The organism is Microbacterium sp. M4A5_1d (assembly GCF_053345465.1).
In genome coordinates this window covers 388,774-408,967 of sequence record NZ_JBKFAD010000002.1, presented here as the reverse complement: position 1 = coordinate 408,967, position 20,194 = coordinate 388,774, and the positions used below count along the sequence as shown (strand labels likewise).

Here is a 20,194-nt window from a genome sequence, read left to right as displayed (position 1 = left end):
ACGTATTAGTAGTACGTAGCAAGAATCGGTCCCTCTCCCCGCCCCCGTCGCAGGGGTCAGGAAGGCAGCGGGATCAGGCGGACGGTCTGCCCGGGGCGGAGGTCGTCGACGATGCCGCGGTACGGCGCGGCGACCTCGCCGATGCGCGCCTGGCCTGCATCGAGCGGGCGATCGGCCCGCATGAGGTGCACCTCGCCCCGATACCGCCCGTAGGCGTCGAGGTCGACCTGCAGGCTGCCGCGCTCACGCGCATCGGCGTTGCGGATGCGGGAGGGGCGGATGCCGCCGCGCGTCTCGTCCAGCCGGAAGGATGCCGCCGCCTCCTCGACCCGCAGCCGCCAGGGCCGCTCCAGCAGCACGGATGCCGCGGCATCCAGTCCCACGACCGGCAGCGTGACCGTGCCGGTCGCCTCGAACTCCGCGATCCAGGCGGCGTGGTCATCGGCCACAGCGCCCTCGGCGCAGACGACGACCGCCTCGGGAACGAGCCGCCGCAGCTGAAGGTACGAACGCCAGGCGTTGTGGTGCCGCTGCACCTCGAGCGTCGGCAGGCCGAGGTGCAGCGGCGCACGCAGCTCCCGTTCGCCGGGGATGAACGCGAGCACCGGCATCCCCCGGTCGAGGAACAGCCGCGACTGCGCCACGAGGAACGACGCCGTCAGGCCCGTCTCGGGCCGCGGGTAGAAGTTGTGCCAGCCCACGACGGGCAGCCCCGCCAGCTCGTCGAGGAACGCCACGTCGACCGTGCTGGCGTTGACGGCGATGCGGCATCCCGACGCCTCGGCGACCCGGCCGATCTCATCGGCGTCGAAGCCGTAGTCGAGTCGCAGCATCGTGATGCCGCGGCGCGCGAGCCAGCCCCACCCCTCGTCGCCGGCCACGACGTACTCGAGCGCGACGGGCGAGACGTCGGCGCAGAAGGTCACGCCGTCATCGTCGTGCGCCGCGCGCAGCACCTCGCCGAACGCGGCGAGCTCGCCGGTGTCGACCATGTGCAGCGAGGTGAACAGCATCCGCTCATCGCCGGAGTCGCCGGACGCGCCGGGCGCCGGCGAGGACGACGGCGCCGTCGCGAGCACCTGATCGATGACGGTCCGCCGCGTCTCGGCGGCATCCGTGGGGTAGATGGAGAACAGCATCGGGGCGCTCCTGTCTCAGCCGAGCCGCTCGACCATGTGCTCCTTGAAGCCGAAGAACCAGGTCAGCACGAAGCCCATGATGTACGAGATCACGAGGCCGCCGACGTACCAGAGCCACGCGCCGTTGGTGATGACGGCGGTCATGAGCACGCCCGAGAGCCCGAGGGCACCGGCGCCGAACCCGCCGCTGGCCTGAATGCCGAAGGCCACGAACGCGCCGCCGAAGCCACCGCCGAGGCAGGCCGTGATGAGGGGGTAGAAGAGGGGCAGCGAGACGCCGTAGATGAGCGGTTCCCCGACACCGAGCACGCCGATGGGCAGCGCCGCACGGATGATGTTCTTAAGCCGGGTGCTCTTGGTCTTCAGGAAGATCGCGATCGCCATGCCGACCTCGCCCGCCCCCGCCATCGCCAGAACCGGCAGCAGCTCCGTGAAGCCGTGGTCGGTGATGAGCTGCGCGTGGATCGGCGTCAGGCCCTGGTGGATGCCGAGCATGACGAGCGGGAGGAACAGCGATGACAGCAGGTATCCGCCGATGACGCCGCCCCGCTCGAGGGCGAAGTCGATGAGCAGCCAGTTGATGCCCTGCATGAGCAGACCCGAGATCGGCATGATCACGAAGATGCAGATGACGGCGCCGATGAGAAGCGTCACGACCGGCACGACGAAGAGGTCGGCCCAGGCGGGAACGCGCTTGCGGATCCACTTCTCGATGACCGTGAACAGCCACGCCGTGACCATGACGCCGATGATGCCGCCGAGCGCGGGCTTGAGTTCGCCGAACAGCGGGAGCACGAGCGGCTGAGCCGGAGTGACCGTGCCGTCGGCGGCCGTCGTCGCGGCGATGCCGGCGAGCGCGGGGAGGTATGAGATGGCGCCGGCGATGAGGCCGAGCACGGGGGTGCCGCCGAACTCCTTCGCCGTGTTGAGCCCCACGATGAGGTTGAGCGAGGTGACGACGATCGTGCCGAGGGCCGCGAACACCAGGAACCACGGGTTGGCGGTGACGCTCGGGTCGATGAGCTTCCAGATGTTGCCGATCGCCACGACGAGTCCGCAGGCGATGAACCCGGGGATGATCGGCACGAAGATGTTCGCGATGTGGCGGAACAGCCCGTGCACCCGCGAGGTGTGCCGCGACTTCACCTTCTGCGTGTTCTGCTGCTGCAGCGTGCGCAGGTCGGTCGCCGCGTCGACGGGCTCGCCGCCGCCGGCTGCTCGCGCGCCCGCGGCCCGGCTCCCCGCCGCGGCCGCCGCGATGTCGGCGACCTCGTCCGCGGGATCGTCGACAGGAGCCTCGGCGGGAGCGTCGACGACCTCGGCGAAGGCGTCGCGCAGGCGCTGCGCGTGACCGGGACCGACGACGACCTGCAGCTGCGGGCCGTCGACGACGCCCATGACGCCGTCGAGGCGCCGGAGCGCCGCGACATCCGCCTTCGACGGGTCGTGCAGGTTCAGCCGCAGGCGCGTCATGCAGTTCGTGTACGAGGCGATGTTCTGCGAGCCGCCGACGAGCGGCAGGATCTCCTCGCTGAGTTCGGGGTAATCCACGGTGATTCCTTCCGGCGGACGGGGTTCGGGTGTCGGGTGCTGGGTTCGGGGGTACGGGCGGGCGGCGCGTCAGGCGCGGCCGCGCACGGCTTCGCGGACGAAGCCCGCGCCCGCGCTGAGCCGCTCACGGGCGGTCGCCGCGTCGACGTCGCAGAGGATCGCGACGATCGCCGTCTTGGCGTGACCATCGGCCTCGTCGAGCGCGCGGCGGGCGGTGGCGGTATCGCAATCGGTCGCGGCCTGGACGATGCGGACGGCGCGGGCGACGAGCTTCTCGTTGCTCGGGCGCACGTCGACCATGAGGTTGCCGTAGACCTTGCCGAGACGCACCATCGTCGCCGTCGAGATCATGTTGAGGACGAGCTTCTGACTCGTGCCCGCCTTGAGCCGGGTCGAGCCGGTGAGCACCTCGGGACCGTTGTCGACCTCGATCGCGACGTCGGCGTGGGCGCTGATCTCGGCGTTCGGGCTGCACGAGATCGCCACCGTCGCGGCGCCGACTCGACGGGCTTCGTCGAGTCCGCCGATGACGTAGGGCGTGCGACCGGATGCCGCGATGCCGACGACGACGTCGCGCTCGGTGAGTCCGATGCCGGTCAGGTCGTCAGCGCCGAGCTCGCGGGAGTCCTCCGCACCTTCGATCGCGCGGAACATCGCCTCGTTACCGCCGGCGAGCAGGCCGACGACCTGGGCGGGGTCGGTGCCGAACGTCGGCGGACACTCCGCCGCGTCGAGGACGCCGAGACGGCCGCTCGTGCCCGCCCCCTGGTAGACGAGGCGCCCGCCGGACGAGAGCGCGGCGACGGCGAGATCGACGGCTCGGGCGATCGCGGGGATCGCGGCCGCGACGGCCCCGGCCACCCCGGCATCCTCGTCGTTCATGACGCGGAGGATCTCATCGACGGACATCGCGTCGAGCTCGCCCGTCAGCGGGTTGGGCGTCTCGGTGGCGGGGGTCGGGTGCGGGGTGGTCACGGATGCTCCTCGTCGGGGTGCGGCGCACGCCGATGGGCGCGTGGCACTTTGTTTCACACAGGGTGCTCTTGGCGGCAACTTTTGTCAAGATTTGTGGAAGACTGAACCGACTTCCCGAGGAGGCACATGGACGGCGACGTCCTCGAAGCGACCCGCGCGATCATCCCCCGTCTGCGCCCGGCCGAGGTGCAGGTGGCTCGCGCGGTGCTCGACGACCCCGCTTTCGCCGTGACCGCGACCGTCACGACACTCGCCGAGCGCGCGTCGGTCTCGCAGGCGTCGGTCGTCCGCTTCGCGAAGAGCCTCGGATTCGCGGGGTATCCCTCGTTCCGCGTCGAGCTCGCCCAGGAGGTCTCACGGCGAGCGATCGAGCTCGAGCGCTCGAACATCGCTGAGGGCGAGCTGAACCCGTCGGACTCCCCCGCCGAGATGGTCGCGAAGGTCGCGTTCCACGAGGCGCGGACGATCGAGCAGACCGGCCGGATGCTCGATCTCGACGCCCTCGAACGCATCGCCCGAGCGATCGCCGACAGCGAGCGGGTCGTCACCTTCGGCGTCGGCGCGTCGGGCCTCGCCGCGGCCGACCTCGCGCAGAAGCTGCAGCGCATCGGCATCATGTGCCTGAGCTCCCACGACACGCACGTTCAGCTCGTGCACGCCGCGCTCGCCGACGAACGCACCACCGCGATCGCGTTCTCGTTCAGCGGCGGCACGATCGATGTACTGCGCGCCGTCGAGATCGCCTCGAACGCCGGAGCGTTCACGGTCGCGATCACCAACGACACCGACTCGCCCCTCGCCGCTGCGGCATCCGCCACCCTGCGCACCCCCGCTCGAGAGGCGACCCTGCGCGCTGCAGCGCTCGCGAGCCGGATGGCGCAGCTCGCCGTCGCGGACTTCGTCTTCATCCGGGTCGCCCAGCTGCGCTACCCCGACCTCGACGCCGCCCTCAGTGCCACCCGCGCCGCCGTCGGCACCCAGCACCTGACCCGGTGACCCGGGCCCATCCCCGTCGAGTCGCCAAAGAGTGCGGATGCGAGGATGCCAGCATCCGCATTCCCTGGCGACTCGACGTGGAAGAGCAGGGGCGGTTCAGGGCTGCAGGATGCCGTCGACGCGGCGGGGGATGCCGAGCGGGTTGGCCTCCTGCAAGGCGGCGGGCAGCAGCGCCTCGGGCACGTTCTGATACGCGACCGGCCGCAGGAAGCGGGTGATCGCGGCGGTTCCGACCGACGTCGTCCCGACCGCTGTCGTGGCGGGGTACGGGCCGCCGTGCTGCTGCGCCCACGTCACGGAGACACCGGTCGGCCACTGGTTCCACAGCACGCGGCCGGCCTTCGTCGCGAGCACCGGCAGCAGCTCGGCCGCCACCGCGTCGCCCTCCTCGGCGACGATCGTCGCGGTCAACTGACCCTCGAGCAGCTTCGCGACCGCAACGAGCTGGGCATCGTCGTCGTACTCGGCGACGAGGGCCGCCGGCCCGAACATCTCCGACACGAGGGCGTCGGGGTCGGCGATCACCGCGGCGGCGGTCGTCCGCAGCAGGGCGGGCGCGGGCGGCGTGTCGCTGTCCGACGAGGGAGCCCCGACGAGCACGTCGACCCCGTCGTGCTGCGCGGCGCCGTCGAACGCCCGGCGGAAGCCCGACGCGATCGAATCGTTGAGCAGCGGCGCAGGCCCCGGCAGCACGATCGAGGCGAGCGCGTCGACGACTCCCGACCCGGCGGGCACGAGCAGCAGGCCGGGCTTCGTACACAGCTGCCCCGCGCTGCCGACGACCGAGGCGACGAACTGCTCGGCGATCTCCGCCGGCCGCGACTCGGCGGCACCGCGCGTGACGAACGCGGGGTTCACGCTGCCGAGCTCGCCGTAGAACGGGATCGGCTCGGGCCGCGACATCGCGATGTCGAACAGCGCGCGGCCGCCGGCGATCGACCCGGTGAAGGCGGCGGCACGGACCTCGGGATGCCGCAGCGCGTGCACCCCGGCATCCGTCCCGTGGATGACCGTGAAGATACCCGCGGGCGCGCCCGCCGCCGAGAGGGCCGCCGTGACGATCTCGCCGGTCAGCTGCGACAGGTGCGGGTGGCCCGGGTGCGCCTTGAGCACGACGGCGTTCCCCGCCGCGAGCGCGCTGGCGGTGTCGCCGCCGGCGACGGAGAACGCGAAGGGGAAGTTGCTCGCCGCGAACACCAGCACCGTGCCGATGCCCTCGAGCTGACGCCGGATGTCGGGGCGCGGTGCCCCCATCGGATAGTCGGCGACCGCGTGGTCGATGCGCGCATCGAGCCAGGAGCCCTCGGCGAGCACCTCGGCGAACAGGCGCAGCTGGAACGTCGTGCGCTTCAGCTCGCCGCGCAGCCGCGCCTCGGCGAGATGCGTCTCACGGCCGGCGAGGAGCACGAGGTCGTCGGCACGCGCGTCGAGCCCGTCGGCCACCGCGCGCAGCGCCTCGCCCCGGACGGCGATCGACGCCGCTCGCCAGGCCGATGACGCCTCGGCGGCGAGCCCGACGAACGCGTCGACCTCGGCGATCGGGGTGTCGGCGACGGGCGTCGCCGTGGCGGGGGATGCTGCGGTGGTCATGAGCGTTCCTTCCGGGGAGAGAGGTCTGCGGAGTCGGGGAGGTCTGCGGGGTCGGTGACGTCTGCGGGGTCGGCGGCGGCGGTGAACCCGGCGGGACCGGCGAAGCCCGCGAGGTCGGCGGAACCCGGGGGCTCGGCCTGCGCCGCGGGCTCGGCCAGCTCGGCGAGATCTGCGACGCGGAGGGGCGTACCGATCGGCCGGCGCACGAGGGGCTCGACATCGGCGGCCCGCCGGGGACGTCCGGTCTCCTGGCCGACGAGGCACGAGAGCGCGAAGCCGCACACGCGCCCCTGGCACATCCCCATTCCGGGGCGCGCGGTCACGCGCACATCCCGGGCGTCGTCGGCGGCGAGGTCGGTCACCGTGTCGCGGACGGCCGAGACCGGCACCTCCTCACACCGGCAGACGAGGGTGTCGTCGCGGAGCCAGGTCGCCCACTGCTCGGGCACGGGGCTCGCCCGATGCATCCCGACCGCGAAGCTCCGACCGCGCGCGATCCGCCTCCGCAGACGCCGGGCCGATGCCATCGGCACCGCGAGACCCGCGTCGACGGCCGCCGCGAGGGCTGCCAGCTCACCCTCGGCGCACGACTGCACGGCGCCGCCGATGCCGGTCGCCTCGCCGGCTGCGTAAAGACCGGGAACACTCGTGCGCTGGTCGCCGTCGACGACCGCGACGAGCGACCCGTCGACGTCGATCCGGGTCTCCGCCCCGGCACCGACCACGAGCTCGATCTGCGGGGTGAAGCCCCAGCCGAAGGCGACGAGATCGACGTCGAGGGTGCGCTCCGTCCCCGGACGCACGCGCCCGGCGGCATCCACCCGGGCGACCGTCGCGCCGGTCACTCGCCCCTCCCCCGCGACGGACGTCACGATCGTGCGGGTGCGGAGCGGGATGCGTTCGCGGACGAAGGTCGTCGCATAGCCGACCCCTTCGATGAGCTTGCCCGGCTCCTGCAGCGCCCGCAGCGGCGTCGCGGCCCAGCGCGACAGCGCGTTCGCCTCGCAGACGGCCACGACCTCGACGCCCGCTCGCGCGAGTCCCGCCGCCACCGACAGGAGGAACGGCCCGGTTCCCGCGACGACGGCGCGACGGCCGGCCGCGACCTGGTTCGCTTTCAGCATCGCCTGCACGCCGCCGGCGGCCATGACGCCGGGCAGCGTCCAGCCCGGCACGGGCAGCTGACGGTCGTAGGCTCCGGGCGCGAGCACCACGCGCGCAGCGCGGATCGCGCGATCGGCCGCTGCCGCGGCATCCACCCCGGTCACGGCGGTCGTCCGCATCAGGAACCCGCCGGCCGCCTCGCGGTCGATCCGCCACACCTGCCGGCCGGCGCGGTGGACGACGCCTCCGGTCTCGACCTGACGCCGCAGCCGATCGCGCAGCCCGCGATAGTGCTCCCAGTGGTGGTGCCCCGTGTGCTCGGGATCGGCGAAGGCATCGAGGTGCCGTTCGTCGGGATGCCGCCAGTACTGGCCGCCCGTTTGCGTGCCCGCGTCGACGAGGACGACCCGCAACCCGGCCTCGGCCGCAGTGACGGCCGCCGACAGGCCCGCCGGTCCGGCCCCGACGACGGCGAGGTCGGCGCGATTCTCGACGCTCACGGCTCAGCCCCCTCCGGCGCGGGCAGCGGCAGGGGCGCGTCCGGATTGTCGCTGCGGACGTCCTGCCCGGCCCGTGCGGGCGTGACGCAGGCGCGCTGCGAGCGCTGTCCATCGACGCTCAGCAGGCAGTCGTAGCAGACGCCGATGCCGCAGAAGAGCCCGCGGGGCTCGCCGCTCCCCCGCGTGGCCCGCCACGAGACGACGCCGGATGCCGCGAGCGCGCCACCCACGGTCTGGCCGGGGCGGAACGGCACCGGCGCCCCGTCGAAGCGGAAGGTCTCGTTGCTCGTGATGTCCGCGCTCATGCCGCGACCCGCTCCGCGAAGCGCTCGGGCCGGAAGGCGTCGAGCGGCAGGTCGGTCGGCTCGCCGCGAAGCGCCTGCACGATGAGGGCGGCCGTGCCGACGGAGAGTCCGATGCCCGCGCCCTCGTGCCCCGCGGCGTGCCAGAGACCCGGAAGCCGGGCGTCGGGACCGATGACCGGCAGGTGGTCGGGGCAGTACGGCCGGAAACCCGAGTACGTGCGAAGGATCTGCACGTCGGCGAGCACCGGGAACAGCTCGGCGCCCGCGCGCGCGACGCGTCCGACGGCTTCGGCCGAGAACGACGTGTCGAAGCCGACGCGTTCGCGGCTCGCCCCCATGAGGATCGTGCCGCTCGGCGTCCCCTCGACGACCGAAGAGACCTGGAGCCCCGCATCCGACGACGCGACGTTCTGCACGTACTCGGCCGCGTACACCTTGTGTCGCACGGTCACGGGGACGGGCTCGGTCACGAGCACGAAGCCGCGCCGGGGCAGGACGGGCAGCTCGAGCCCGGCGAGCGCGGCGATCTCGCCCGCCCATGGCCCGGCGCAGTTGACGACGACACCCGCGTCCATCGCGCCCGCGGAGGAATCGATGCCGATCGCACGTCCGGCGCGGGTGCGGATGCCGGTGACCGTGACGCCGGTCAGCAATCGGGCGCCGCGGTCGCGGGCGAGCCGCAGCAGATGATGCGCGGCGAGCACGGGCTGCACCTGGGCGTCGTCGGGGTAGTAGACGCCACCGGCCATCGCGGGGTTCAGGTACGGCTCGATGTCGTGCAGCGCCGCGATGTCGGGCACGTCGTCGGCCCGAATGCCGAGCGAGCGCTGATGTTCGGCGAGCGCGTCGAGGGCCGTCTTGCCGCCCTCGCTCGCCGCGACGACGAGTCCGCCTTTGGCCTCGAACTCCCACCGCGACGCGTGTTCGGCGAGCTCGCCGCGCCAGATGCGCTGCGAGTGGAGAGCGAGTTCGAGCTCGGGTCCGACCTCCTTGTCGGAGACGAGGAGGTTGCCCTCGCACCGGCTCGTCGTGCCGGCCGCGATCGTTCCTCGCTCGACGACGGTCACCGAGAACCCGGCCTCCGCCGCCGCACGGGCGACCGCCGCGCCGACGATGCCCGCGCCGATGACGAGGACGTCGGGATTCCCGGGACGTTCCGTCACGTGCCGACACCGCCGTCCGCGACATCCGAGCGTGCGGGGGCTTCGCCCGACCAGTCGGTCAGCACGTGCTCGATGTGGCGGTGGACGAGGTCGCGAGCGCCCGCGGCATCGCCCGCCTCGATCGCGTCGAGCATCAGGTCGTGCTCGTGGGCCGAGGCGACGAGCCGCCCCTGCTCGTGCAGGTTCGCCAGACCGAACAGGCGCGTCTGCGAGCGGAGCCCCGCGACGAGGTCGACGAGCCGGGCATTACCGGCGTACTGCAGCAGCGCGAGGTGGAAGTCGCTGTCGGCGGCGAGGTATTCCACCAGGTCACCCGATTGGGCGCCCGCGACGATGTCGGCGGCCTTGCGCCGGAGGTCCGGCAGCGCCGAGGCCGGGATGAGCGGGGTCGCGCGCTCCATGGCGGGCGGCTCGAGCATGAGGCGCAGTTCGGTCACCTCGCGGAGGTCGCGCTCGGACACCTCGGTGATCTGGAAGCCGCGATTGGGGATCGTGACGACGAGACCCTCGCGGGCGAGGTCGAGCATCGCCTCGCGGATGGGCGTGGCCGAGACGCCGAACTGCTCACCGAGGCTCGGCGCCGAGTACACCCGGCCGGGCTGCAGCTCGCCGCTGATGACAGCGGCGCGGAGCGCACGCGTGACGGTCGAGCGGATGCTGGGCTGCTTGTCCAGCCGGACCACGTTGCGGAACTCGGGCGTGCTCATGTCGTCTCCTCCGATGCGGACCCCCGCCGCATGACCTCCATGATCCCCTGCACGACGGCGAGGTCTTCCCAGGCCATGCCGACGCCGGTGTACACGGCGGGCGCTCCGGGCCGGCGTGAGACGCGGCCCGAGACCAGCTCGGCGAGGTTGGCGGGCTCGGCGAGCGGCGCGCCGCCAGCCGCGCCCGCGAGGTTGCCGCTCTCGCGCCGGGCCGAGGCACGGGCCTCGACGACGACATCGGCGGCCCGCACGAGGTCGGCGCCGAGCTCACGGTGATCGAGCCCGTGCGCCCCGACGGCGGCGACGACGGCGCTCGGCGCGATGTCTCCCAGATCGACGACCGGCGTGCTCGAGGAGGTCGCGGTGACGACGACATCCGCGTCCCGTGCAGCCGCGAGCGTCCCGGCGTGGGCATCGATACCCCGCTCGCGAAGGGTCACGACGGCATCCTCCACCCGTTCGGGCGTCCGCCCGATGATCGTCACGTCGCCGACCGGCAGGATCGCCGCGAGCGTCGTCGCGTGCTCGATCGCCTGGGGACCCGACCCCAGCACCGCGAGACGGTCGATCCGCCGCCGGGCACCGCGCGGGTCGGCGGCGAGCAGGTCGCGGACGGCGACGGCGGTGACCGCGGGCGTCCGCAGCGTCGTCAGCCGCGTGCCGTCGACGATCGCCGCAGGCTGCAAGGTCTCGCGATCGAACACCAGGTACCAGGCACTGATCTTCGGCAGCCCGAGCCGGGTGTTGCCGGGCGCGATCGTCGCCACCTTGATGCCGACGGCATCCGGTGACTCCGACGGCATCAGCAGGAAGTCGCCCGCCGTCAGCGGCGCGAAGATCCGTTCGTGGTCGGCCTCGACGTCGAGCCCCGATCGCAGCGCCGCATCGATCGCCTCGACGGCCGCGGCCGGCGTCATCGCGCGCTCGATGTCGGCCGCCGAGACGACGGGCACGCCGACCGATCCCGCGCTCACAGGACGAACCCCTCGGGGAACGGATCGCTCGGGTCGAGCATGTACTGCGCCGTGCCGGTGACCCACGCGCGGCCGGTGATCGTCGGGATCACCGCCGGGATGCCGGCGACCTCGGTCTGCTCGACGAGGCGACCCGTGAAGGCGGTGCCGATGTACGACTCGTTGACGAAGTCGGTGTGCAGCGGAAGCTCGCCGCGGGCGTGGAGCTGCGCCATGCGCGCGCTGGTGCCGGTTCCGCAGGGCGACCGGTCGAACCAGCCCGGGTGGATGGCCATCGCGTGCCGCGAGTGCCGCGCGGTCGATCCGGGCGCTTCGAGATAGACGTGATGGCAGCCGCGGATGGTGCCGTCGACCGGATGAACGGGGCTGTCGGCCTCGTCGACCGCCGCCATGATCGCCAGCCCCGCGCGCAGCAGGTCGTCCTTGCGCGACCGGTCGAACGGCAGACCGAGGTCGTCGAGGCGCACGATCGCGTAGAAGTTGCCGCCGAACGCGAGGTCATAGGTCACCGCACCGAACCCCGGGACGTCGACCGTGCGGCCGAGCCCGACGGCGAACGAGGGCACGTTGCGGATGGTGACCCGCTCGGCATGGCCGTCCGACACCGCCACCTCGGCGACGACGAGTCCCGCGGGGGTGTCGAGCCGGATCGTCGTGACGGGCTCGACGACGGGCACCATGCCGGTCTCCACCAGCACGGTGGCGACCCCGATCGTGCCGTGGCCGCACATCGGCAGGCATCCCGACACCTCGATGTAGAGCACGCCGAAGTCGGCATCCGGCCGGGTGGGCGGCTGCAGGATCGCACCGCTCATCGCGCTGTGGCCCCGCGGCTCGTTCATGAGCAGGCGTCGCAGCCCGTCGTTCTCGGCCATGAACCGCTGCCGCCGCTCCTCCATCGTGGCGCCGGGCAGGGTGCCGACGCCGCCGACGATCACCCGTGTCGGCATCCCCTCGGTATGGGAGTCCACGGCGTGGAAGACGCGCTTCGTGCGCATGAAGGAGCCTTTCGATCGTCGGCGGCGGGTTCAGCGGGCGCGGATGCCGCGGGTCAGCGGTAGCCCTTGCTCAGCACGGCCTCGGTGTCGGCGATGATACGCGCGGCCACCTCGTCGGGCAGAGCCAGCCGCGGCGGACGCGTCGTCGTGCTCGTCAGCACGCCGGCGACCTGCTGCGAGAGCTTGATCGCCTGGACGAACCAGGTCTTCGAGTCCCAGCGCAGTAGCGGGTGCAGGTCGCGGTAGATCTCGCGCGCCCGCACCCAGTCCTGCGGATCGTCGGAGGTGGAGAGCGTGTAGAGCTCGACCGTCGACGCGGGGATCGCGTTGGGGTAACCGGCGACCCAGCCCACGGCGCCGTTGAGGCCCAGCTCGAACACGACGTCATCCGACCCGATCGAGATGTCGAGGCCGGGCGCGAGCTCGCGGATCTCGTAGGCGTGACGGACGTCGCCCGAGAACTCCTTGACCGAGACGATGAGCCCCTCGGCGAACAGCCGCGCGAGCAGGTCGGGACGCAGGTCGACCTTCGTGTCGATCGGGTTGTTGTACGCGAGGATCGGCAGGCCGACCGCGGCGACCCGGCGATAGTGGTCGACAACCTCGTCGTCGCTCGCCCGGTAGGCGTTGGGCGGCAGCAGCATGACGGCCGGCGCGCCGTTCTCGGCGGCGTGCTCGGCGAAGCGCACGCTCTCGAGCGCGCCGTAGGCTCCGACGCCCGGGATGACGGCGGCGTCGGGCGCGGCCTCGACGGCGGTGAGGAAGACGCGCTTGCGCTCCTCCTCAGTGAGCGTCTGATACTCGCCGAGCGAGCCGTTGGGGATGATGCCGGTCACGCCGTTCTGCGTCGTGAAGCGCACGAGCTCGGCGTAGGCGTCGTAATCGACGGACAGGTCGTCGTGGAACGGCAGCGTGGTCGCGAGGTTGACGCCGTGCCAGGGCTTGCGGTCGGTCATGAGTCGTTCTCCGATCTGGCGATATCAGGCGCCGATTTCAGTGCAATTGCAATGGTATCCATTTTCGAGGCGGGCGGAAGCGTGATCCGGCGACGGGCCTCCTCATTCCCGGCGCGGTCGGTCGCGGCGAACTCGATCACCTGCTCGTGGTCGGTGAGCGCTCGCACGAAGGCCTCCTGGAACGTCGCCCAGAAGGTGCCCTCGCCTTCCCAGCGGATGGCATCGACGCCGGAGACGTCGTCGGCCGCGATGAGGGTGATCTCGACGGCGGCGCCGAGCTGCTTCACCCGAGCCTCGCTCCGCGGCGGCTCGGTGTCGATCGCGAGTTCGCGTCGTACGGCACTCGACCGCCCGTCGGCATCGACCGCGCGCGCCGCGAGGCGCACCACACCCTCGCGATCGACGACGACGGGACCGTCGACCGCGCGCCAGGGGCCGTCGTCGATGCGCAGTTCGAGGCGCAACCGGTCGCTGGTCACGCCGGCGGCCCGCACCTCGACGGTCGGCGGGGCGGTGAACCAGCCCGAGGCCGCCGGCGCGGGTGAGACCACGATGTCGACGGTCGGCGGCATGACGGCATCCGGCGTCGTGGTGAGCGCCCCGACGAAGTCCCGGGCGCGGCGCGCGGCATCCGCGGTCGCGGCCGACGCGCCGCCGATCCCGAGGCCGGCGTCGAGCCCCGCGCCGATGACGGCCCGCGCCTCGGAAGCACTCACGAGCGAGTCCGCCATCCCGATGCGGCACACCGCGACGAGGCGGTCGAGCAGCTCGGCGTCGTCCTGCGGCGCGGGCTCGGCCCACAGGGCGTCGATCAGTGTGGTCCCGTCGGCGCGCCGCCGAGCAGGGACCCCCGTCTCGACGCCGGCGAATCCGATCGTGCGGTCGTCGGCTCGCGAGTACAGGTGGTACCGCTCGTCGGAGCCGTTCCAGACCGGTTCGTGGCGAAGCCCGGCGATCGATACCGCGCCGGTCGCGGCGAGCGCCGCGGAGACATCGTCGAGGTCGGCTCGGGTCGCGCCTCCCGGCATCCGACGCGCATCCCACGCTCGCTCGATCGGGGTCGTCGACTCGTCGCGGGCGACGAGCGCATGCGGCCCGTACCTCAGGCTGCGCAGCCCCGGGTCGTCGATCGCCGGCTCGGACCGAAGCACGGCGGGCAGGGTCAGCTCGATGCGCTCATCGCCCCGCCAGGTCCGGTCGATGGTGACGAAGCCGCCCGGCGCGGCATCGACGTCGACCCGATGTCCGTCGACGGCGACCTCGGCCCCGCCGGCCACCCAGTCCGGGACACGAAGATGCACCGCGAGCCGCACGGGACGGCCGGCCGTCGTCTGCACCCGGAGGGTGACGCGATCAGCGAAGGGATGCTCCTGGTCGACCTCGACGCTCACGCCGCGCTCGTCCCAGCGAAGCTCGGCGGGCGTGTAACGGGCGACCCACAGCGCGGGCTCCGCGCCGGTGTCGCGGAAGAAGATCCCGGTCTGGTGACCCACGTGGTTCTCGAGCCCGGTTCCGCCGCAGCACGTGCCGACGTTGTCGTACTCGGGCAGCGCCCCGGCGTGCACCGGGAACATGTACGTCACCTCGGGGCTGTCGTCGGAGTCGACCGCGCGCCGCGAGCCGAGGATGTGGTTCTGCCGCGCCCGCTCGGCGTAGTCGAGGAAGCGCGGCGCGAGCGTATGAGTGAACAGCGCCTCGGCGAGCTTGACGAGGTTGTAGGTCGCGCACGTCTCCGCGTTGCGCCGGCCGATGTCGCCGGCGACCGTGCGCGGCGGGCCCCAGAGCTCGTTCTCCCCGGTGCCGCCGTGCGCGTACATCCGCCCCGGCACGACCTGGTCGAAGACGCCGATCGCGGCGGCGAGATATCGGCGTTCGCCGGTCAGTTCGTACTCGCGCACGTAGCCGACGAGCTGAGGCAGGTGCTGGTTGGCGTGCATGCCGTCGAGGATGTCGTGGCCCGACGACCCCGCCTCGAGCAGGTCTCCCTGATCGAACGCTCGCGCCGCCGCGAGGAAGCGCGGCTCGTCGACGATGGCGCTGAGCCGCGCGAGGGTCTCGTTCATGCCGCCGAACTCGCCCGCGATGTAGAGCGACCACATGCGCTGGCGGTGGTCGTGATCGAGCTTCTCGAGTCGCCCCGAGATCCAGTGCGCCATGCCCGTGACGACCTCGAGCGCCTGCTTGTTGCCCGCGAGCTCGTACGCGTCGAGCAGCCCCGCCATGAGCTTGTGACAGGTGTAGTACGGCGCCCAGATCTCGCCGTAGGGGGCGAAGTGCTCCAGCCGCGCGAACTGCCACTCCCCCGAGGCGAAGAGCAGCCCCGGGTGCGAATATCGCCCGGTGGCGGCGAGCGCCTGCTGCACCTCGGCGAGACCGCCCACGAGCTCGTCGACCCGCGAGCGCAGCTCGTCGTCGTCCTCGCCCGCGGCGGCCAGCGCGAGCATCGAGAGGAAATGGCCCGCGTAATGGCCGCGCAGCAGGTTCGCCGTCTGCGCGGTCTCACGACCGGGATAGTCGTACTCACCCCACGGCTCCTCCGCCGGATGGCCGAAACCCTCCCACGCGCCCGGGGGCTCCGCGCCGCGGGTGTCGAGCCCGGCACCCGCCCGGAACACCGCGAGGAGCCGGTCGATCGGGTAGACCCGGGCGAGGTGCAGCATGCGGTCACGGGCCGGCGCGAACGCGCTCGTCGGCTGCAGTCGCACCGCCCCGTAGGGAAACGGCAGCGCGCGGGGTGCGGCATCCGTCATCGCTCGCCCGTCCACTGCGCGCGCGTCCACGCCTCGACCTCGGCGGCGGAGATCGGGAGCGCCGCCGACAGCACCTCCGAGCCCGAGTCGGTCACGAGCACGTCGTCTTCGAGGCGCACGCCGATGCCGCGCAGCTCGGGCGGCAGCGTGAGGTCATGCGCGTGGAAGTACAGGCCCGGCTCGACGGTCATGACGACGCCCGGCTCGAGCGCCGCGCCCATGTAGTCCTCGTAGTGCGCCTGACTGCAGTCGTGCACGTCGAGACCGAGGTGATGGCCGATCCCGCAGGCGAGGTATCGCCGGTGCTGCTGGCCCTCGGGCGACAGGGCCTCGTCGACCGAGACCGGCAGCAGCCCCCAGTCGTGCAGGCCCTGCGCGACGACCTCCATCGCGGCGAAGTGGAAATCGAGATACGCCACGCCCGGGCGGATGCGGTCGAGTCCCGCGCGGTGCGCCTTCTCGACCAGGTCGTGCACCGCACGCTGGGTCTCCGAGAACGTACCGCTCGCGGGAACCGTGCGGGTCACGTCGGCGGTGTAGAGCGACCGGGCCTCGACGCCCATGTCGAGCAGCAGCGCGGCATCCGGCACGACGTCGCCGTCGCATCGCACCCAGTGCAGGATCGGCGCGTGCGCTCCCGACCCGACGATCGTGGAGTAGCCGGGCCCGTTCCCGAACGTGCGGGCGTGCCGGTCGAACGTCCCCTGCAGCCACCGCTCGCCGAGGCCGTCGGCGATGGCTCGCGGCACCTCGGCCACGACCGCACCGAACCCGGCGACCGTGGCGTCGACGGCCGCGCGGAGCTGCCCGATCTCCCACTCGTCCTTCACCATGCGCAGGCGGGCGAGCGCACGTTCGAGCTCGGCCGACACCTCCGCGCCGACCTCGGCGGCGAGCGCGGCGGCCGAACGCGCGGCCGAGGCGCCCCGCAGCTCGGAGTGGCGGCGCTCCAGCGCAGCGAGAGGCTCGACGGTCATCCCCAGCGCGTCGGCCCACTCCGGCAGACCGGCAGACGGGCCGACCCAGAGTTCGCCGTGGTTCGCATCCGAGAAGAACCCGGCATCGCCGGGGCGGAACGGCGGCGGCAGGTACAGCACGGCGTCGTGTCCGCCGGCGGCGGGCCACAGCACGATCACGGCGCCCTCGACCTGGCACGCCGTCAGCCAGACGAAGCCGCTGTCGGCGCGGAAGCCGTAGTGCGCGTCGTCGTTGCGGACAGGCGCGTGCCCCGCCGCAGCGACGATCACGTGCCCGGGAAGGGCGGCGCTGAGGCGATCGCGATGAGCGGATGCCGCGGCCGCGGCGCCCGCGGGCAGGTGCGGTCTGGTCGGCACGTCGGCCCAGTCGCGCGAGACGAACTCGGTGAACGCCGGTACCTGCGCGAGGCGCGGGTATCGTGTGCCGGCGTAGGGGGGACGGGTGGTGTCGGCAGCAGTCATCGCTTCTCTCCTCCGCGGTCTCGGACCAGCTCGCGCAGTCGCGTGAACGTGCGACCGGAGCCGATGCCGTCGTGCTCGAACTCGTTCGTCACCCACGACTGGGCGTTGCCGATGCGCGACAGCGTGTCGAGCTGCAGCCCGGCATCGACGTACATGTCGTCGAAGTACACCGCCGCCGCGAGCGGCACGTCGTTCGCGGCGAGCCGGTCGAGGTCGTACAGCGGCGTCCAGGAGGCACGGCCGGCCAGCGCGTGGACAGCATCCCGGAATCCCCGCAGCAGACGCACCTCGTCGAACATCCAGGGGAAGGCCATCTCGCCCGTGAACAGCAGCGGCCGCCGGTCCTCGTCGAACTCGGGACGACGGTCGCGCTCGGCCTGCGCCGCCCACGCGGTCGGCCCGCTGGCCGGGTCGCCGTAAATCGATTCCTGCAGGGTCCAGAACAGCGGGTTGCCGGCGCTGGAGCTGAGCGACTGCACGTCGGCGAGGAACGCCTCCGACAGCCGCCCCGGCCGGGCGAACGCCTTCTCGACGAGCCAGTGCAGGCGCTCGTGGCCGGGCTTCATCCCGAGGTCGATCCCGAGCGACTGGAAGCGGCGCACGGTCAGCACGTCACCGTCCGGGAGCCTCACGTCGCCCTCGGCGAGCCGGTCGGCGATGCGCGCGATCGCCGTGGCGTCCTCGGGGAATCGCCGGTACAGCTCAGCCGTCTTCGCCGCGACGCGGTCGAAAGTGCGGGCATAGACCTCGGCCGCGCGCGGCGGGGTGCCGGGGATGCCGCCGCAGACGTAACAGGCCGTCAGCGCCTGGGGCGCGAGCGACAGATAGGTGAGGGTCAGGAAGCCGCCGTAGCTCTGTCCGAGAGTGGCCCATCGCCGACCGCCGAAGAGCGTCTCGCGCACGTGCTCGAGGTCGCGGACGATCGAGTCGGCCCGGTGGAGGGCGAGGAGGTCAGCGCCGGCCGCGGCGTCGAGCCCCGCCACGTCGACGGCTTCGAGGGGCGTGCTGCCCCCGGTGCCGCGCTGGTCGACGAGCACCACGCGATAGTCCCGCAGCGCCTCGTCGATCCATCCGTCTCGGCGCAGCGGCCGCGGGTTCGCCCCGCCGGGCCCGCCCTGCAGGAACGCGAGCAGCGGGAGGTCGTCGCGCGCGCGGTCGGGATCGACGAGCTCGCGGACGAGCAGCTCGATCGTGCCGGCCGCTGCTGTGCCGCCGCTCCAGTCGAGCGGGACGTCGATGCGACGCTCCGCGACGCGGATGCCGGGCAGGTGGTACTCGTTCGTCATGACGCCTCCGTCTGGGTATCGGATGCCGCGGCTGCCGCGCGGGCCCGGCGGGCCTTCTCGGCGGCGCGCCGGCGGCGGTCCCACTCGGGGTTGATGCGGGGCACCGCCGCGAGCAGCGTACGGGTGTACTCGTGCTGAGGGCTCTCGAAGACGCGGTCGCGCTCCCCCGTCTCCACGATGGAACCGCGGCTCATCACGGCGATGCGCGTAGCGATCTGGCGCACGACGGCGAGGTCGTGCGCGATGAAGAGGTACGCGAAGCCCTCGTCGCGCTGCAACGCGGTCAGCAGGTTGATGACCTGCGCCTGCACCGAGACGTCGAGCGCCGACACGGCCTCATCGCAGATCACCATCTTCGGGCCGACCGCGAGCGCCCGGGCGATTCCGATGCGCTGCGCCTGACCTCCCGAGAACTGCGCCGGATAGCGGTCGGAATGGTCGGGATTGAGCCCCACCCGGTCCATGAGCGATCGCGTGAAGGCGCGCGCCCCACCCGGGATCTTCCGGTTCTGATACCGCAGCGGCGCCGTCACGAGTCGCTCGACGGTGTGCTTGGGGTTGAGCGACGAATACGGGTCCTGGAAGATCACCTGCACGTCGCTGCGGAACGCCAGAAGATCGCGCCCCTGCAGGTGCGTGACATCCCGTCCCTCGAACTCGATCGTCCCCGCCGTGGTGTCCATGAGACGGGCGATCAGTCGCGCGGCGGTCGACTTGCCCGAGCCCGACTCGCCGACGAGCGCGAGGGTCTCGCCCCGCCGGATGTCGAGGTCGACGCCGTCCACAGCGCGGAAGCGACTGCTGCGCGAGAACATCGTCGCGCCGGGGCTCGCGAACTCCTTGACGAGGCCCGTCGCGCGGCACAGCGGCGCGGTCTGGTCGGTCATGCCGTCTCCTCCTCGATCTCGTTGTCCGGCACGATCGCGATGTCGGTCGTGCGCAGCTCGCCGATCGCGTCGTCGATGCGCGGCACGGCGTCGAGCAGTCGCCGCGTGTACTCCTCCTGCGGGTCGCTGAAGACCTCTTCGACGCTGCCCCTCTCGACCATGCGACCGGCTCGCATGACGACGATCTGCTCCGTCACCTCGCTGACGACCGCGAGGTCGTGGGTGATGAGGATGAGACCGGCGCCCGTGTCGCGACGGATCTCCGCGAGTAGGTCGAGGATCTGCGCCTGCACCGTCACGTCGAGGGCCGTGGTCGGCTCGTCGGCGATGATCAGCTCGGGCTCCATGCTGAGAGCCATCGCGATCATGATGCGCTGCCGCATCCCGCCCGAGAACTGGTGCGGGTAGTGGTCGACACGCTTCGCGGCATCCCGGATGTGCACCCGCTCCATCGCCTCGATCGCGACCCGCCGGGCCTCGCGACGCGAGACGCCCGACCGGTGCGAGCGGTACGCCTCGGCGATCTGCGTGCCGACGGTGTAATAGGGGTTCAGCGACGACAGGGGGTCCTGGAAGATCATCGCGATCCGGTCACCGCGGACCTGACGCATCTCCCGGCCGGGAAGGGTGAGCAGATCGCGTCCGTCGAAGGTGACCGAGCCCGTGGCGCTGCCTCCCTTCGGGAGCAGCCCCATGATCGCGAGGCTCGTCATCGACTTGCCCGAGCCCGACTCGCCGACGATGCCGAGCGCCCCGCCGCGCGGGATCGCGAAGCTCAGGCCGTCGACGACGCGGGCGGTGCCCCCGGCGGTGCGGAACTGCACCGTCAGGTCATCGACGCGCAGGAGGTCATCCGTCATCGGCATCCTTTCGC

The 20,194-nt window shown here is 72.3% G+C and carries 17 protein-coding genes; 1 reads left to right on the top strand and 16 read right to left on the bottom strand.

Annotated features, from left to right (window positions below; all coding sequences use genetic code 11):
* Positions 1-56: 56 nt before the first annotated feature.
* The 3 genes from ACLBWJ_RS10160 to murQ form a co-directional block, all read right to left on the bottom strand.
* Positions 57-1,139, bottom strand: coding sequence for a MupG family TIM beta-alpha barrel fold protein (locus tag ACLBWJ_RS10160; RefSeq protein ID WP_404568524.1), 1,083 nt, complete (start codon positions 1,137-1,139; stop codon positions 57-59).
* Between the two features lie 15 nt (positions 1,140-1,154).
* Positions 1,155-2,690, bottom strand: a complete 1,536-nt coding sequence (locus tag ACLBWJ_RS10155) for a PTS transporter subunit EIIC (protein WP_114588747.1) — start codon at positions 2,688-2,690, stop codon at positions 1,155-1,157.
* 69 nt (positions 2,691-2,759) lie between these two features.
* Complete coding sequence (gene murQ / locus ACLBWJ_RS10150) at positions 2,760-3,665, bottom strand: N-acetylmuramic acid 6-phosphate etherase (protein WP_404568522.1); 906 nt, start codon at positions 3,663-3,665, stop codon at positions 2,760-2,762.
* Positions 3,666-3,791: 126 nt separating this feature from the next.
* On the opposite strand from murQ, the gene ACLBWJ_RS10145 reads away from it, so the two are divergent.
* Positions 3,792-4,661, top strand: a complete 870-nt coding sequence (locus tag ACLBWJ_RS10145; RefSeq protein ID WP_274179459.1) for a MurR/RpiR family transcriptional regulator — start codon at positions 3,792-3,794, stop codon at positions 4,659-4,661.
* Between the two features lie 96 nt (positions 4,662-4,757).
* Here the strand turns inward: ACLBWJ_RS10145 and ACLBWJ_RS10140 are convergent, their stop codons facing one another.
* Genes ACLBWJ_RS10140 through ACLBWJ_RS10080 form a run of 13 tightly spaced genes read right to left on the bottom strand, consistent with a single transcriptional unit; the run spans position 4,758 to position 20,180 of the window.
* Entirely contained in the window at positions 4,758-6,251 is a 1,494-nt protein-coding gene (locus tag ACLBWJ_RS10140) for an aldehyde dehydrogenase (NADP(+)) (protein ID WP_404568521.1), read from the bottom strand.
* A complete protein-coding gene (locus ACLBWJ_RS10135; protein WP_404568520.1) occupies positions 6,248-7,855 on the bottom strand; it encodes an FAD-dependent oxidoreductase in 1,608 nt (535 codons plus the stop codon). The genes ACLBWJ_RS10140 and ACLBWJ_RS10135 overlap by 4 nt, the downstream gene beginning before the upstream one ends.
* The gene (locus ACLBWJ_RS10130) at positions 7,852-8,160 is read right to left on the bottom strand and encodes a (2Fe-2S)-binding protein (RefSeq protein ID WP_404568519.1); all 309 of its coding nucleotides are present in this window, start codon (positions 8,158-8,160) and stop codon (positions 7,852-7,854) included. Before ACLBWJ_RS10130 ends, ACLBWJ_RS10135 begins: the two co-directional genes overlap by 4 nt.
* Complete coding sequence (locus ACLBWJ_RS10125; RefSeq protein WP_404568518.1) at positions 8,157-9,323, bottom strand: NAD(P)/FAD-dependent oxidoreductase; 1,167 nt, start codon at positions 9,321-9,323, stop codon at positions 8,157-8,159. The genes ACLBWJ_RS10130 and ACLBWJ_RS10125 overlap by 4 nt, the downstream gene beginning before the upstream one ends.
* Complete coding sequence (locus ACLBWJ_RS10120; RefSeq protein ID WP_112617632.1) at positions 9,320-10,030, bottom strand: GntR family transcriptional regulator; 711 nt, start codon at positions 10,028-10,030, stop codon at positions 9,320-9,322. The genes ACLBWJ_RS10125 and ACLBWJ_RS10120 overlap by 4 nt, the downstream gene beginning before the upstream one ends.
* Positions 10,027-11,004, bottom strand: coding sequence for an ornithine cyclodeaminase family protein (locus tag ACLBWJ_RS10115; RefSeq protein WP_282501663.1), 978 nt, complete (start codon positions 11,002-11,004; stop codon positions 10,027-10,029). The genes ACLBWJ_RS10120 and ACLBWJ_RS10115 overlap by 4 nt, the downstream gene beginning before the upstream one ends.
* The gene (locus tag ACLBWJ_RS10110) at positions 11,001-12,002 is read right to left on the bottom strand and encodes a proline racemase family protein (RefSeq protein ID WP_274179465.1); all 1,002 of its coding nucleotides are present in this window, start codon (positions 12,000-12,002) and stop codon (positions 11,001-11,003) included. Before ACLBWJ_RS10110 ends, ACLBWJ_RS10115 begins: the two co-directional genes overlap by 4 nt.
* A gap of 53 nt (positions 12,003-12,055) precedes the next feature.
* Positions 12,056-12,958, bottom strand: a complete 903-nt coding sequence (locus ACLBWJ_RS10105) for a dihydrodipicolinate synthase family protein (protein WP_112617629.1) — start codon at positions 12,956-12,958, stop codon at positions 12,056-12,058.
* Entirely contained in the window at positions 12,955-15,708 is a 2,754-nt protein-coding gene (locus tag ACLBWJ_RS10100; RefSeq protein ID WP_404568517.1) for a beta-L-arabinofuranosidase domain-containing protein, read from the bottom strand. Before ACLBWJ_RS10100 ends, ACLBWJ_RS10105 begins: the two co-directional genes overlap by 4 nt.
* The gene (locus ACLBWJ_RS10095; protein ID WP_447660236.1) at positions 15,705-17,147 is read right to left on the bottom strand and encodes an aminopeptidase P family protein; all 1,443 of its coding nucleotides are present in this window, start codon (positions 17,145-17,147) and stop codon (positions 15,705-15,707) included. Before ACLBWJ_RS10095 ends, ACLBWJ_RS10100 begins: the two co-directional genes overlap by 4 nt.
* Positions 17,144-18,433 carry an alpha/beta fold hydrolase gene (locus ACLBWJ_RS10090; RefSeq protein WP_274179469.1) on the bottom strand — a complete coding sequence of 430 codons (1,290 nt, stop codon included), beginning with the start codon at positions 18,431-18,433 and terminating at the stop codon, positions 17,144-17,146. Before ACLBWJ_RS10090 ends, ACLBWJ_RS10095 begins: the two co-directional genes overlap by 4 nt.
* Positions 18,430-19,320, bottom strand: a complete 891-nt coding sequence (locus tag ACLBWJ_RS10085) for an ATP-binding cassette domain-containing protein (RefSeq protein WP_112617626.1) — start codon at positions 19,318-19,320, stop codon at positions 18,430-18,432. Before ACLBWJ_RS10085 ends, ACLBWJ_RS10090 begins: the two co-directional genes overlap by 4 nt.
* Positions 19,317-20,180 carry an ABC transporter ATP-binding protein gene (locus tag ACLBWJ_RS10080; protein WP_282501666.1) on the bottom strand — a complete coding sequence of 288 codons (864 nt, stop codon included), beginning with the start codon at positions 20,178-20,180 and terminating at the stop codon, positions 19,317-19,319. The genes ACLBWJ_RS10085 and ACLBWJ_RS10080 overlap by 4 nt, the downstream gene beginning before the upstream one ends.
* Between the last annotated feature and the right edge of the window lie 14 nt (positions 20,181-20,194).

What these genes read in the sequence shown, in the direction of transcription:
- ACLBWJ_RS10080 (WP_282501666.1), bottom strand. Translation starts at nt 20,180, where the DNA reads ATGACGGATGACCTCCTGCGCGTCGATGACCTGACGGTGCAGTTCCGC.
- ACLBWJ_RS10145 (WP_274179459.1), top strand. Translation starts at nt 3,792, where the DNA reads ATGGACGGCGACGTCCTCGAAGCGACCCGCGCGATCATCCCCCGTCTG.
- ACLBWJ_RS10085 (WP_112617626.1), bottom strand. Translation starts at nt 19,320, where the DNA reads ATGACCGACCAGACCGCGCCGCTGTGCCGCGCGACGGGCCTCGTCAAG.
- ACLBWJ_RS10105 (WP_112617629.1), bottom strand. Translation starts at nt 12,958, where the DNA reads ATGACCGACCGCAAGCCCTGGCACGGCGTCAACCTCGCGACCACGCTG.
- ACLBWJ_RS10160 (WP_404568524.1), bottom strand. Translation starts at nt 1,139, where the DNA reads ATGCTGTTCTCCATCTACCCCACGGATGCCGCCGAGACGCGGCGGACC.
- ACLBWJ_RS10140 (WP_404568521.1), bottom strand. Translation starts at nt 6,251, where the DNA reads ATGACCACCGCAGCATCCCCCGCCACGGCGACGCCCGTCGCCGACACC.
- ACLBWJ_RS10120 (WP_112617632.1), bottom strand. Translation starts at nt 10,030, where the DNA reads ATGAGCACGCCCGAGTTCCGCAACGTGGTCCGGCTGGACAAGCAGCCC.
- ACLBWJ_RS10095 (WP_447660236.1), bottom strand. Translation starts at nt 17,147, where the DNA reads ATGACTGCTGCCGACACCACCCGTCCCCCCTACGCCGGCACACGATAC.
- ACLBWJ_RS10130 (WP_404568519.1), bottom strand. Translation starts at nt 8,160, where the DNA reads ATGAGCGCGGACATCACGAGCAACGAGACCTTCCGCTTCGACGGGGCG.
- ACLBWJ_RS10100 (WP_404568517.1), bottom strand. Translation starts at nt 15,708, where the DNA reads ATGACGGATGCCGCACCCCGCGCGCTGCCGTTTCCCTACGGGGCGGTG.
- ACLBWJ_RS10110 (WP_274179465.1), bottom strand. Translation starts at nt 12,002, where the DNA reads ATGCGCACGAAGCGCGTCTTCCACGCCGTGGACTCCCATACCGAGGGG.
- ACLBWJ_RS10090 (WP_274179469.1), bottom strand. Translation starts at nt 18,433, where the DNA reads ATGACGAACGAGTACCACCTGCCCGGCATCCGCGTCGCGGAGCGTCGC.